Origin of the sequence: Azospirillum sp. TSO35-2 (assembly GCF_003116095.1) — a bacterium.
Classification (GTDB): Bacteria; Pseudomonadota; Alphaproteobacteria; order Azospirillales; family Azospirillaceae; genus Azospirillum.
This window is the reverse complement of record NZ_LGRA01000021.1, coordinates 327,482-339,913: the sequence shown is the minus strand read 5'-3', so window position 1 is coordinate 339,913 and position 12,432 is coordinate 327,482. Positions and strand designations below refer to the sequence as shown.

Genomic DNA, 12,432 nt, shown 5'->3' with positions numbered 1-12,432 from the left:
GCGCCTTTTCCTTATCCGGTTGCCGGAACGCTGACGCCGCGGTGGAATCGCGCGCGGTAGCGCACCGGGCTGAGGCCGAGGCGTTGGCGGAAATGGTGACGCAGCGTGGCGGCGGAGCCGAAACCGGCGCGGGTCGCGATCTCCTCCACCGGCAGGGCGCTGCCTTCCAGCAGGTCGCGGGCGCGCGACAGCCGTTCGGTCAGCAGCCACTCGCCGGGCGTCATGCCGGTCAGCGCCTGGAAGCGGCGCAGGAAGGTGCGAAGACTCATGCCGGCGGTCGCGGCCATGGACGCCAGCGTGTGCTCCTCGGTCAGCGTGTCCCGCAGCCGGTCGAGCAGGGGCCCCAGACGCGCGCCCTCCCGGGCGGTCGGCACCGGGGTTTCGATGAACTGCGCCTGCCCGCCCTCGCGGTGCGGCTGGACCACCAGACGGCGGGCGACGCTGTTGGCGGCCTCCGCCCCGAAGTCACGGCGCACCAGATGCAGGCAGAGGTCGATCCCGGCGGCGCTGCCGGCGGAGGTCAGAATGCTGCCCTCGTCGACATACAGCACGTCCGGCTGCACCCGGATGTTCGGGTAAAGCTCGCCGAGCAGGGCGGCATAGCGCCAGTGGGTGGTGGCGCGCCGTCCGTTCAGCAGCCCGGCGGCGGCCAGAACGAAGGCGCCGGAGCAGATCGACAGGATGCGGGCGCCGCGGGCGTCGGCCCGGCGCAGCGCCGCCGTCAAGGGCGCCGGCACCGGTTCGCGCGCGCCGCGCCAGCCGGGGACGATGACGATGTCGGCCTCGTCGATCCGCTCCAGACCGCCATCGACCTCGACCCGAAGACCGCCGACCGCGCGCAGCGGCCCGGGTTCCACCGCGGCGACGGCGAAGCGGTACCAGCCGGGACCGAGTTCCGGCCGTGGCAACCCGAACACCTCGACGGCGACGCCGAATTCGAAGGTGCAGAGTCCGTCATAGGCGAGGGCGACGACGAGCGGGGGCGTGACGTTTGGCATGAACTGCACGGTAGCTGTCCATCGCGCCACTTTCCAGTGGCCTCGCCAAACGGGAGAGTGATGGCCGAGCGAAACCCGCCTTGCCATTGGAGAGCACCATGCCCAGCCTCGTCACCGAGATCCCCGCTGCGCCGTCGGCGGATGCCGCTGCCCATTTCGCCCGCCGGCTGGCGCTGGAAACCGACTGTTGGGATGTCCACGACTCGTTGAAGGCCGCTGCCCCGGATTTCGTCCTGCTCGACGTGCGTGGACCGGCGGCGTTCGCGGCGGGGCATGTGCCCGGCGCGCTGAACCTGCCGCATGGCAAGATCACGGAACGGAAGATGGCGGAGTGGCCGGAGGGGACGCTGTTCGTCGTCTATTGCGCCGGGCCCCACTGCAACGGGGCGGATCGCGCGGCGTTGCGCCTGGCGCGGATCGGGCGGCCGGTCAAGCTGATGATCGGCGGCGTAACGGGCTGGATCGACGAAGGCTTCGCGCTGGAGCGGACCGTTGGCGGCGGCTGACGGTGCGGCTCAGATCAGGACGATCCCGGCGATCAGCGCCAGGATCAGCAGATAGACGACCAGACGGCGGAGGCGCCAACCGAACGGCGCCCGGTTGTCGTTGGCCGGCGGGCGCAGACGCACCCGCCGGGCCGGAACGATGTACGCAGTCGGGTCCTGGGCGGCCCCGTTGGAGCCGCCCGTTCCCTTATGGGCTGTGGGCCGGTTAGCCACGCTCGGCCAGCGGCACGAAGTGCCGCTTGGAATGACCGGTGTAGAGCTGACGCGGACGGCCGATCTTCTGCACCGGATCCTCGATCATCTCCTTCCACTGGCTGATCCAGCCGACGGTGCGGGCCAGCGCGAACAGCACGGTGAACATGCTGGTCGGGAAGCCCATCGCCTTCAGGATGATGCCCGAATAGAAGTCGACGTTCGGGTAGAGCTTCTTCTCGATGAAGTACTCGTCCGACAGGGCGATCTTCTCCAGCTCCATCGCGATGTCCAGCAGCGGCTCGTTCTTGATGCCGAGTTCGCCGAGGACCTCGTGGCAGGTCTGGCGCATGACCTGGGCGCGCGGGTCGTAGTTCTTGTAGACCCGGTGGCCGAAGCCCATCAGGCGGAAGTTGTCGTTCTTGTCCTTGGCGCGGCGGACGAATTCCGGGATGCGATCGACCGAGCCGATCTCTTCCAGCATCTTCAGCACCGCCTCGTTCGCGCCGCCATGGGCCGGACCCCACAGCGAGGCGATGCCGGCGGCGATGCAGGCGAACGGGTTCGCGCCCGACGAACCGGCCAGACGGACGGTGGAGGTCGAGGCGTTCTGCTCGTGGTCGGCGTGCAGGATGAAGATCTTGTCCATCGCCGCGGACAGGACCGGGTTGACCTTGTACGGCTCGCACGGCGTGCCGAAGGTCATGTACAGGAAGTTTTCCGCGTACGACAGGTCGTTGCGCGGGTACATGAAGGGCTGGCCCATCGAGTACTTGTAGGCCATCGCCGCGATGGTCGGCATCTTGGCGATCAGGCGGTGCGCCGCGATGGTGCGCTCCTTCGGATCGTCGATGTCGGTCGAATCATGGTAGAAGGCCGACAGGGCGCCGACCACGCCGCACATGATCGCCATCGGGTGGGCGTCGCGACGGAAGCCGCTGTAGAACTTGGTCAGCTGCTCGTGAACCATCGAGTGGCGGCGCAGGATGTTTTCGAAATCCGTGCGCTCGGCCGCGGTCGGCAGATGGTTGTTCAGCAGCAGGAAGCAGACTTCCGGGAAGGTCGAGTTCTCGGCCAGCTCGTCGATGGCGTAGCCGCGGTGCAGCAGGACACCCTCGTCGCCGTCGATGTAGGTGATGCCCGACTCGCAGCTGCCCGTGGAGGTGAAGCCCGGATCGTAGGTGAAATAGCCGGTCGCGGCGTAGAGCTTGCGGATGTCGATCACGCTCGGCCCGACGCTGCCGTGCAGGATCGGCATCGTGACCTGCTTGCCCGTCTTGTTGTCGATGAGGGTTACGGTATCCTTGCCGTCCTCGGTCTGGGTCATCTCGGCACGTCCTTATCGTTGAGGGTCGGGCTTGGTGCCCTTTTTTCGTCGCCGCAGCATAGTTCCATGCCCGCCCGATGGCAACGCACGGAAATGACCTTTATGCTGCACCCGCTGCGTCGCGCATGCGGGAAAGCGTCGCCTCGCGGCCCAGCAGTTCCGCCACCTCGAATATCGGCGGCGATACCGTCGAGCCGGTCAGTGCGGCGCGCAACGGTTGTGCCACCTTGCCAAGCTTCTCGCCACGCGATTCGGCGAAGGCACGGACGCGGCCCTCCAGCGCGGCGGCGGTGAACGCCGGCTCCTCGGCGAACATCGTCGCCAGCTCCTTCAACAGGCCGCGGCCTTTTTCATCCAGCAGCGCGGCGGCTTTTTCGTCATAGCTGAGCGGCTGCGGCGCAACGTAGAAGCGCGCGCTCTGCGCCAGATCGACCAGCGTGCGGGCGCGTTGCTTCAGCCCGCTCATCGCCCGCGTCAGAAGGTCGCGGTCGGCGTCGGTCAGGCCGCGGCCGAGGTCGGCTTCCAGCCGCGGCACCACCAGATCGACCAACCGGGCGTCGTCGGCCTGCCGCATGTAGTGGGCGTTCAGGCTGTCGAGCTTGGCGAAGTCGAAGCGCGACGGCGAGCGGCCGATGCTCTCCAAGTCAAACCACTCGATCGCCTGTTCGGTCGAGATGATCTCCTCGTCGCCGTGCGACCAGCCGAGCCGCAGCAGGTAGTTGCGCAGCGCTTCCGGCAGGTAGCCCATGTCGCGGTAGGCGTCGACGCCGAGCGCACCATGCCGCTTCGACAGCTTGGCGCCGTCGGCGCCGTGGATCAGCGGGATGTGGCCGAACTGCGGCAGGTCCCAGCCCATGGCGTTGAAGATCTGGATCTGGCGGAAGGTGTTGGTCAGATGGTCGTCGCCGCGCACGACGTGGGTCACGCCCATGTCGTGGTCGTCCACCACCACCGCCAGCAGATAGGTCGGGGTGCCGTCGGCGCGCAGCAGGATCAGGTCGTCGAGCTGGGCGTTCTGCACCGTCACCTCGCCCTGCACCAGATCCTTCAGCACCGTCTGCCCCTCCTGCGGGGCCTTCAGGCGGATCACCGGGGCGACGCCGGCGGGCGCGTCGGAGTCGGGGCGGTCACGCCAGCGGCCGTCGTAGCGCATCGGCTGGCCGGCGGCCTTCTGGGCGGCGCGCATCTGCTCCAGCTCTTCCGGGCTGCAATAGCAGCGGTAGGCCTTGCCGGCCGCAAGCATCTGGTGCGCGACCTCGGCGTGGCGGTCCTTGCGCTCGAACTGGCTGACCGCCTCGCCGTCCCAGTCCAGGCCCAGCCAGGACAGGCCGTCGAGGATGGCGTCGACCGCCGCCTGGGTCGACCGTTGCCGGTCGGTGTCTTCGATCCGCAGCAGGAACTTGCCGCCCATGCGGCGGGCGTACAGCCAGTTGAACAGTGCGGTACGGCCGCCGCCGATGTGGAGAAAGCCGGTCGGCGACGGAGCGAAGCGGGTGACGACGGTCATCGGTCTCTCAATTTTCGGTTCGGCGCTGGTATGATGCGCCGGGGTATCGACAAGGGTGGTTTAACACAGCCACCCGGTTGGGAGGCAATGCCATGCGCGCATGGGCGGATGTAGAGGCACGAGTTAAACCGAATGGTGCCGCCGTCGGAATCCGTTACCGGTGACGGCCGCCGGCTGGCGGGAGGAGGAGGCCGAGGGTCCGGTGGTGGCCGGCGGGCCGCTTCGGCGGGCGCTGGGCTGGGCCGGGCGACGAATCGCCACCCTGGCGGAGGCGGAGCGCGGGCGTTGGGTGTTGTGGGCGCCGGTCGCCTTCGGCGGCGGCGCGTCGCTGTATTTCGCGCTGCGGCAGGAACCGCCCTGGTGGGTCGGGCCGGCCGCGGTGGCGGGGTGTCTGGCGGTGGCGCTGGTCGTCCGCCGCTGGTTCGCCGTGGCAATGGTGGTCGCCGGGCTGCTGTTCATGGCCGCCGGCTTCCTGGTCGCGCAGGGGCAGGCCGCCCACATCGCGGCGCCTGTGTTGACCCGCAGCATCGCGGCGACGGTCACCGGGCGGGTGATGGCGGTGGAACGGCGGCCCGGCTCGGCTCGGCTGACGCTGAACGACGTCACTGTCAGCCGCTTGGCCGCGGCGGAAACCCCGGCGGCGTTGCGCATCCGCCTGTCCGACCGCCACCCGCCGCCGGAGCCGGGATCGGTCGTCCGGCTGCGCGCCTCCCTGTCGCCGCCACAGCCGCCGGCCGAGCCAGGGGCCTTCGATTTCCAGCGTCGCGCCTGGTTCATGGGGCTGGGCGGCACCGGTTTCGCCATCGGCGCCGCCGAACTGGTGGAGGCGCCGCCGGTCACCGGTTGGCGCATCGTCGCCGTCGCCTTCGAGCAGGCGCGCGGCTACATCGCCCGACGGGTCGCCGCGACCATCACCGACCCGGTCGAGGCCAGCGTGACCACCGCGCTGCTGAACGGCGAGGAGTTCGGCATTCCCGACTCGACGCTCGACGCCTTCCGCTACAGCGGGCTGGCCCATCTGTTGTCGATCTCCGGCCTGCATGTCGGCATCGCCGCCGGCATCCTGTTCTATGTCGTGCGGGCGCTGCTGGCGGCGGTGCCCTTCATCGCGCTGCGCTGGCCGATCAAGAAGATCGCGGCGCTGTTCGGCATCCTGTCGGCGCTGGCCTACACGCTGCTGGTCGGCGCACCGCTGCCGACGGTGCGGTCGGTGCTGATGACCGGGCTGGTGATGGGGGCGATCATGCTGGACCGCGACCCGTTGAGCATGCGGCTGGTCGCCTTCGCCGGGTTGGTCACCACCGCCATGGATCCGGAGGGGATGCTCGGCCCCAGTTTCCAGATGTCCTTCGCCGCGGTGGCGTCGCTGATCGCCGCCTTCGAACGCGGCAGCCGCCGGCTGGCGGCGTGGCGGCGCGACTCCGGCTGGATCATCGGCGGGCTGTTCTATGTCGGCGGCATCGTGCTGACCAGCGTGGTGGCGACGCTGGCGACGCTGCCCTTCGCGCTCTACCATTTTCAGCAGATCGCCTTCTACGGCGTGCTGTCCAACCTGATCGCCATCCCGATCACCTCCTTCTGGGTGATGCCGTGGAGCCTGATCGCCTACGCGCTGCTGCCCCTGGGGCTGGAGGCGCCGGCGGTCATCGCCATGAACTGGGGCGACCGCGCGGTGATCTGGACCGCCGAGTTCTTCGGTGGTCTGCCCTGGGCCTCGCTGACCGTGCCGGCGATGCCGGCGGAAGGGTTCGCCGCGGTGGTGCTGGGCGGACTCTGGCTGTGCGTCTGGACGCAACGCTGGCGATGGCTGGGGATGGTGCCGATTCTGGTCGGTCTTGCCACCCCGGCGCTGGTGGCGCGGCCCGATCTGCTGGTTGCCGGCGACGGAGCGGTGATGGCGGTGCGCGCCGCCGACGGGCGCCTCAGCGTCTCGGCGAAGAGCGGCGGCCGGGCGGCCGAGATCTGGCGCGAACGCGACGGCGATCCGACGCCGGGCGACCCCTGGCCACTGGTGGGCGCCTGGTCCGATCCTGGGTCGGGCGATGGTCCGCAACTGAGTTGCGACGCCTGGGGCTGTCTGTACCGCGTCAAGGGACGCACGGTGGCTTTGCCGCGCCTGGGCGATGCGCTGGACGAGGATTGCGGAGTCGTCGATGCGGTGGTGACCGCGGCCGTCGCACGCGGCTGCCGGGCGCCGCTGGTGATCGACCGCTGGCGCCTGCGCCGAGAGGGCGCGCACGCGCTGACGGTGACGCCGGACAGCATACGGGTGGAGACGGTGCGTGACCGCCGCGGCGACCGGCCTTGGACCGGCGGACCAGCGGGCGGACGGCCATGAGCCGCAGCCCGCCTTGCCGACTCAGTATTTGCGGACCAGACCGACCAGCTTGCCCTGCACCCGCACGCGGTCGGCGCCGAAGATGCGCGTCTCGTAGGCGGCGTTGGCCGGCTCCAGAGCGACGGTGTTGCCCTTGCGCCGCAGGCGTTTCAGCGTCACCTCGCCGTCGTCGACCAGGGCGACGACGATGCTGCCGTTTTCCGCCGCGTCGCAGCGCTGGATGATGACGGTGTCGTGGTCGAGGATACCGGCCTCCACCATCGAATCGCCCGCGACCTCCAGGGCGTAATGGTCACCGGCGGTCAGCATCGAGGCGGGGATGTCGACGAAGGCGCTGTTGTCGCGCAACGCCTCGATCGGCGTGCCGGCGGCGATGCGGCCATAAAGCGGAAGCTGGATCGTCTCGTTCGCCGCGGCCGGCGCCTTGGGCGCCGCGACCGGTGCCGCGATCTCGCGGCCACCGAAGGCGAAGTCACCCTTGATGACGCTGGGCTGGAACTTCGGCTTGGTCGTAGCGGCGGCAGCGGCGGCAGCGGCGCGCGTGCGGGCCGCCTCCAGCCCCTCCGGCAGGCGCAGCACCTCCAGCGCGCGGGCACGGTGGGGCAGGCGGCGGATGAAGCCGCGCTCCTCGAGCCCGGTGATGAGCCGGTGAATGCCCGACTTCGACTTCAGGCCGAGGGCGTCCTTCATCTCGTCGAACGACGGCGAAACACCACCCTGGCCGAGCCGCTCGTGGATGAACAGCAGCAGTTCATGCTGCTTGCGCGTGAGCATTGATGCCTCCCGGCGGTCGCCACACTGGAGATGGAACAAATACAAAACGTTGTCCCATGTTCTAGTTTGGTTCCCGCCACGCGTCAAGCCCCTGCGGTGTCGCTACACCAAAGGTAATGCGCTAAAGGCTGAGCGCGCCGTCCGACAGCGGGATGACCGGCACCATGGCGCCGACGGGTTCCGGCGGGGCGTTCGGCGGCCGGTGGATCAGGCAATCGGCCTGGGCGTAGAGCGAGGTGATGGCGCTGTCCTGGCGGGCGAAGGGCGTCACCGTGGCAACGCCGTCGGTGTCGGTCGCCAGGGTGGCGCGCAGATAATCCTCGCGGCGGTCGTTGGCCCGCAACGCGGTGGTCAGGCGGGCGCGGGTCGGCGCGCGCTCGTCCTCCGGCGGCAGCCCCTGCAGCCGGCGCAGGATCGGGCGGAGGAACAGCAGCCCGGTGACGCCGGTGGACACCGGGTTGCCGGGCAGCCCCAGCAGCGGCACCGCGCCGGCCCGGCCGAACATCAGCGCCTTGCCCGGCCGCATCGCCACCGTCTGCACGTCCAGCGTCACGCCCTTGCCGGCCAGCACGTCGCGCACGAGGTCGTAGTCGCCGTGCGCCGCGCCGCCGGTGGTCACCAGCAGGTCGCAGCCCGCCGCGCCGGCCGCCATGGCGGCGACGCTGTCGGCGGTGTCCCTGGCGATGCCCAGATTGTGGGCGATGCCGCCCTGGGTGGTGACCAGGGCGCACAGGCCCAGCGCGTTGGTGCTGACGATCTGGCTCGGTCCCAGCGGGTCGCCGGGCAGGGCGATCTCGTCGCCGGTGGCGAGGATGGCGACGCGCGGCCGGCGGTGCACCGACAGCCAGGGCACGTTGCCGCCGGCAGCCAGCGCCACGTCGCGCGCGGTCAGCCGCCGCCCTTTCGGCAGCAGTTCGTCGCCGAGGGCGAAGTCGAAGCCGGCCTGTCGGATGAAGCGGCCGGCGACGACGGCGCGGCCGACGCGGACAAATCGGTCGTCGGCGCTGCAGTCCTCCTGCATCACCACGGCGTCGGCGCCGTCGGGCAGCGGCGCGCCGGTGAAGATGCGCGCCGCTTCGCCCGGCCCGACCGTACCGTCGAAGGCGTGGCCGGCGGCGGACTCCCCCACGCGGCGCAGCGGCACCGGAGCCAAGGCGGTGGCCGCGGCGATGTCGGCGGCGCGGACCGCCCAGCCATCCATCGCGGCGGCGTGGAAGGGCGGCTGGGTCAGCCGCGCCACCACCGGCTCGGCCAGCACCCGGCCCAGCGCGTCGGGCAGCGCGACGGTTTCCGCCGGCAGCGGCGCGAAGGCCGACAGGATGCGGGCGCGCGCCTCAGCGACCGAGATCATCGGCCGGCTCCGCCGGGGTTTCGGGCTTGGTGGCGTTCCATTCGCCGCTCTTGCCGCCGGCCTTGTGCAGCAGGCGGACGTCGGTGATCGTCATGCCGCGGTCGACCGCCTTGCACATGTCGTAGACAGTGAGCGCCGCGACCGAGACAGCGGTCAGCGCCTCCATCTCCACGCCGGTCTGGCCCTTCAGCTTGCAGGTGGCGGTGACGTCCACGGCGTGGCGCGCCGGGTCGCAGGTCAGGTCGACCTTGACCGAGGTCAGGGCCAGCGGGTGGCACAGCGGGATCAGGTCCGGCGTGCGCTTGGCCCCCATGATGCCGGCCAGCCGGGCGACCGATAGGACGTCGCCCTTCTTCATGCCGCCTTGCATGATGAGAGCCAGCGTTTCCGGCCGCATCAGGACCGTGGCGGCGGCCGTCGCCGTGCGTTCGGTGTCCGCCTTGTCGGAAACGTCGACCATGACGGCCCGCCCTTCGGCGTCGAAATGGGTGAAGCCGGTCACAGGGTCTTCTCCATGAAAAGGCTGAGCGGATGGTCGGCGTAGCAGGCGTAGGGGCCGCGGTCGGTGAAACCGGCCTTGCGGTACATCGCGACGGCTTCCGGCTGGTGGATTCCGGTTTCCAGCATCAGTGTGCCGATTCCTTCGGCGCGGGCCTGCTCGGTCAGCCGGTCGAGCAGGCGGCGGGCGATGCCGCCGCCGCGGACGCCGGGGCTGACGAACATGCGCTTCACCTCGCCGTAGCCGGCCGGGTCGATGCGCAGCGCGGCACAGCCGACCGGGTGGCCGCCCTTGCGGGCGACGAAGAAGCGCACATCGGGCGCCGCCAGCGTGTCCACGTCCAGCAGGTGGCAGGCGTCGTCCGGGTAGCGTTCGCGCAGATAGTCGTCCAGCGCCGCGATCAGCGCGGTCACCGCCTCCTGGCGTGGGCTTTCCGCGGCGATGGTGATGTCCGGCATCGGCGTTGCGCCCGTCGTTACGCTGGGGCCAGCAGGGTTCGGGTCGCCGCGGCGACGTCGTCCTGCCGCATCAGCGATTCGCCGACCAGGAAGCAGCGCGCCCCGACCTTCGCCATGCGGGCAAGGTCGGCCGGGCTGTAGAGACCGCTTTCGGCGACCAGCATGCGATCGGCCGGAACGTCGCGCGCCAGTTCCTCCGTCGTCGCGATGTCGACGGCGAGCGTCTTCAGGTTGCGGTTGTTGATGCCCAGCAGCGGGGTGCGCAGCAGCAGCGCCCGCTCCAGCTCGGCCCGGTCATGCACCTCGACCAGCACGTCCAGCCCCTGGGCGATGGCCGCGTCCTCGATTTCCGCCGCCTGGGCGTCGGACAGCGAGGCCATGATGATCAGGATGCAGTCGGCGCCCAGCGCGCGCGCCTCGGCGATCTGGTAGGGATCGACCATGAAGTCCTTGCGTAGGACCGGCAGATCGACGGCGGCGCGGGCAGCGACCAGATACTCGTCCTTGCCCTGGAAATAGGGCTCGTCGGTCAGCACCGACAGGCAGCTCGCCCCCCCGTCGCGGTAGGCGCGGGCGAGCGCCGGCGGGTCGAAGTCGGCGCGGATCAGGCCCTTGGACGGGCTGGCCTTCTTGATCTCGGCGATCAGACCGTAGCGCCCGGCCTCCACCGCCGCGCTCAACGCGCGGATGAAGCCGCGCGGCGGGTTGCTCTCGTTGGCGGCCTTGGCGGCGGCCTCGACCTCCGACAGCGGGCGGGCGGCCTTGCGGGCGGCGACCAGGGCGCGCTTGTCGGCGTTGATGCGGGTCAGGACGTCGCTCATTCGGCGGGGGCCTCGTTGGTGATGGCGACCAGCCGGCGCAGGCGGTCGCGGGCGCCGCCGCTGTCGATCGCCTCGGCGGCCAGCGCCACGCCGTCCCTCAGCGTGTCGGCCTTGCCGGCGACGATCAGGGCGGCGGCGGCGTTCAGCAGGACGATGTCGCGGTAGGGGCTGCGCACCCCGTCGAACAGGGCGTGGATCGCCGCGGCGTTGACCTGGGCGTCGCCGCCCTTCAGGTCCTCGATGCGGGCGCGCGGCAGGCCGGCGTCCTCCGGCGTCACCTCGAACACCGTGACCGCGCCGTCCTTCAACTGGGCGACGGTGGTCGGGCCGGTGGTGGTGATCTCGTCCAGCCCGTCGGAGCCGTGGACGATCCAGGCGGCGTCGGAGCCGAGGCGCTTCAGCACCTGGGCCAGCGGCTCCACCCACTGGCGGGCGAAGACGCCCAGCACCTGCCGCTTGGCGGTCGCCGGGTTGGACAGCGGGCCCAGCAGGTTGAACACGGTGCGGGTGCCCAGCTCCACCCGCGTCGGGCCGACGTTGCGCATCGCCAGATGGTGGCGCGGCGCCATCAGAAAGGCGATGCCGGCCTCCCACAGCGCCTCGCGCACCAGCGCGAAGTCGCAGTCCAGGTTGACGCCCAGCGAGCCGAGCACGTCGGCGGCGCCGGATTTGGACGAGATGGCGCGGTTGCCGTGCTTGGCGACCGGCACGCCGCAGGCCGACACCACCAGCGCCGCCGCGGTGGAGATGTTGTAGGTGCCGACGCCGTCGCCGCCGGTGCCGCAGGTGTCGATGGTGCCGGGAGGGGCCTCGACCGGGATCGCCTTGGCGCGCATGACGCGGGCGGCGCCGGCGATCTCGTCCACCGTCTCGCCGCGCACGCGCAGCGCCATCAGGAAGCCGCCCATCTGCGACGGGGTGGCGTTGCCGGACATGATGATGTCGAAGGCGAAGCCGGCCTCCGCCTCGGTCAGCGCGGCGCCGGTGGCCACCTTGCCGAGGATCGCCTTCATATCGGTCAGATCGCCGCTCATGCCGCCGCACTCTCCTGGCGCGGACCGGTCAGGTCCAGGAAGTTTCGCAGGATCTGGTGGCCGTGCTCGCTCTCGATGCTCTCGGGATGGAACTGCACGCCGTGGATCGGCAGCTCGCGGTGGGCAAGCGCCATGATCAGGCCGTCGGCGGTCTCCCCCGTCACCTCAAGGCAGGCCGGCAGCGTGTCGCGCTCGACGATCAGCGAGTGGTAGCGCGTGGCGCGGAAGGGCGAGGGCAGGCCGGCGAGCACGCCGCGCCCGCCGTGGCGGATGTTGTCGACCTTGCCGTGCATCGGGACCGGCGCGCGGATCACCCGGCCGCCGAAAGCCTGGCCGATCGACTGGTGGCCCAGGCACACGCCCAGCAGCGGCAGGCCGGTCTTGGCGGCGGCGTCGATCAGGGGCAGGCAGATGCCGGCGCGGTCGGGGTCGCAGGGGCCGGGCGACAGCACGATGCCGTCGGGGCGCAGGCCCAGCGCCTCCTCCACCGTCAGGGCGTCGTTGCGGCGGACCTGCACGTCGGCGCCCAACTCGCCCAGGTAATGGACGAGGTTGTAGGTAAAGCTGTCGTAGTTGTCGATGAGCAGCAGCATGCGCCTTCCGCCTTCGTCCTGATCGGTCGGGCTG

At 70.6% G+C, this 12,432-nt stretch carries 12 protein-coding genes; 2 read left to right on the top strand and 10 right to left on the bottom strand.

Annotated features, from left to right (window positions below):
• Positions 1-11: 11 nt before the first annotated feature.
• The gene (gene ftrA, locus TSO352_RS17750; RefSeq protein WP_109108642.1) at positions 12-998 is read right to left on the bottom strand and encodes a transcriptional regulator FtrA; all 987 of its coding nucleotides are present in this window, start codon (positions 996-998) and stop codon (positions 12-14) included.
• 98 nt (positions 999-1,096) lie between these two features.
• Here ftrA and TSO352_RS17745 point away from each other — a divergent pair, with 98 nt between their 5' ends.
• The gene (locus TSO352_RS17745; RefSeq protein WP_109108641.1) at positions 1,097-1,504 is read left to right on the top strand and encodes a rhodanese-like domain-containing protein; all 408 of its coding nucleotides are present in this window, start codon (positions 1,097-1,099) and stop codon (positions 1,502-1,504) included.
• 205 nt (positions 1,505-1,709) lie between these two features.
• Here the strand turns inward: TSO352_RS17745 and gltA are convergent, their stop codons facing one another.
• Positions 1,710-3,023 carry a citrate synthase gene (gene gltA, locus TSO352_RS17740; protein WP_109108640.1) on the bottom strand — a complete coding sequence of 438 codons (1,314 nt, stop codon included), beginning with the start codon at positions 3,021-3,023 and terminating at the stop codon, positions 1,710-1,712.
• A 100-nt stretch (positions 3,024-3,123) separates the two neighbouring features.
• Positions 3,124-4,530 (bottom strand): glutamate--tRNA ligase, encoded by a 1,407-nt coding sequence (gene gltX, locus TSO352_RS17735; protein ID WP_109108639.1) that lies wholly within the window; start codon positions 4,528-4,530, stop codon positions 3,124-3,126.
• Positions 4,531-4,690: 160 nt separating this feature from the next.
• On the opposite strand from gltX, the gene TSO352_RS17730 reads away from it, so the two are divergent.
• Entirely contained in the window at positions 4,691-6,868 is a 2,178-nt protein-coding gene (locus tag TSO352_RS17730) for a ComEC/Rec2 family competence protein (protein WP_109108638.1), read from the top strand.
• A gap of 21 nt (positions 6,869-6,889) precedes the next feature.
• Here the strand turns inward: TSO352_RS17730 and lexA are convergent, their stop codons facing one another.
• The 7 genes from lexA to TSO352_RS17695 all read right to left on the bottom strand — a co-directional run bounded on the left by lexA (position 6,890) and on the right by TSO352_RS17695 (position 12,398).
• Positions 6,890-7,642, bottom strand: coding sequence for a transcriptional repressor LexA (gene lexA / locus TSO352_RS17725; RefSeq protein ID WP_109108637.1), 753 nt, complete (start codon positions 7,640-7,642; stop codon positions 6,890-6,892).
• Positions 7,643-7,763: 121 nt separating this feature from the next.
• Entirely contained in the window at positions 7,764-8,993 is a 1,230-nt protein-coding gene (gene glp, locus TSO352_RS17720) for a gephyrin-like molybdotransferase Glp (RefSeq protein WP_109108636.1), read from the bottom strand.
• A complete protein-coding gene (gene moaC / locus TSO352_RS17715) occupies positions 8,977-9,495 on the bottom strand; it encodes a cyclic pyranopterin monophosphate synthase MoaC (protein ID WP_109108635.1) in 519 nt (172 codons plus the stop codon). Before moaC ends, glp begins: the two co-directional genes overlap by 17 nt.
• Positions 9,492-9,950: a GNAT family N-acetyltransferase gene (locus TSO352_RS17710; RefSeq protein WP_109108634.1), complete on the bottom strand. Its 459-nt coding sequence runs from the start codon at positions 9,948-9,950 to the stop codon at positions 9,492-9,494. Before TSO352_RS17710 ends, moaC begins: the two co-directional genes overlap by 4 nt.
• Before the next feature lie 17 nt (positions 9,951-9,967).
• Positions 9,968-10,771 (bottom strand): indole-3-glycerol phosphate synthase TrpC, encoded by an 804-nt coding sequence (trpC, locus tag TSO352_RS17705; protein WP_109108633.1) that lies wholly within the window; start codon positions 10,769-10,771, stop codon positions 9,968-9,970.
• A complete protein-coding gene (gene trpD, locus TSO352_RS17700) occupies positions 10,768-11,805 on the bottom strand; it encodes an anthranilate phosphoribosyltransferase (protein WP_109108632.1) in 1,038 nt (345 codons plus the stop codon). Before trpD ends, trpC begins: the two co-directional genes overlap by 4 nt.
• Positions 11,802-12,398, bottom strand: coding sequence for an aminodeoxychorismate/anthranilate synthase component II (locus TSO352_RS17695; RefSeq protein ID WP_109108631.1), 597 nt, complete (start codon positions 12,396-12,398; stop codon positions 11,802-11,804). The genes trpD and TSO352_RS17695 overlap by 4 nt, the downstream gene beginning before the upstream one ends.
• Positions 12,399-12,432 lie beyond the last annotated feature (34 nt).

What these genes read in the sequence shown, in the direction of transcription:
- ftrA (WP_109108642.1), bottom strand. Translation starts at nt 998, where the DNA reads ATGCCAAACGTCACGCCCCCGCTCGTCGTCGCCCTCGCCTATGACGGA.
- TSO352_RS17745 (WP_109108641.1), top strand. Translation starts at nt 1,097, where the DNA reads ATGCCCAGCCTCGTCACCGAGATCCCCGCTGCGCCGTCGGCGGATGCC.
- gltA (WP_109108640.1), bottom strand. Translation starts at nt 3,023, where the DNA reads ATGACCCAGACCGAGGACGGCAAGGATACCGTAACCCTCATCGACAAC.
- gltX (WP_109108639.1), bottom strand. Translation starts at nt 4,530, where the DNA reads ATGACCGTCGTCACCCGCTTCGCTCCGTCGCCGACCGGCTTTCTCCAC.
- lexA (WP_109108637.1), bottom strand. Translation starts at nt 7,642, where the DNA reads ATGCTCACGCGCAAGCAGCATGAACTGCTGCTGTTCATCCACGAGCGG.
- glp (WP_109108636.1), bottom strand. Translation starts at nt 8,993, where the DNA reads ATGATCTCGGTCGCTGAGGCGCGCGCCCGCATCCTGTCGGCCTTCGCG.
- TSO352_RS17710 (WP_109108634.1), bottom strand. Translation starts at nt 9,950, where the DNA reads ATGCCGGACATCACCATCGCCGCGGAAAGCCCACGCCAGGAGGCGGTG.
- trpC (WP_109108633.1), bottom strand. Translation starts at nt 10,771, where the DNA reads ATGAGCGACGTCCTGACCCGCATCAACGCCGACAAGCGCGCCCTGGTC.
- trpD (WP_109108632.1), bottom strand. Translation starts at nt 11,805, where the DNA reads ATGAGCGGCGATCTGACCGATATGAAGGCGATCCTCGGCAAGGTGGCC.
- TSO352_RS17695 (WP_109108631.1), bottom strand. Translation starts at nt 12,398, where the DNA reads ATGCTGCTGCTCATCGACAACTACGACAGCTTTACCTACAACCTCGTC.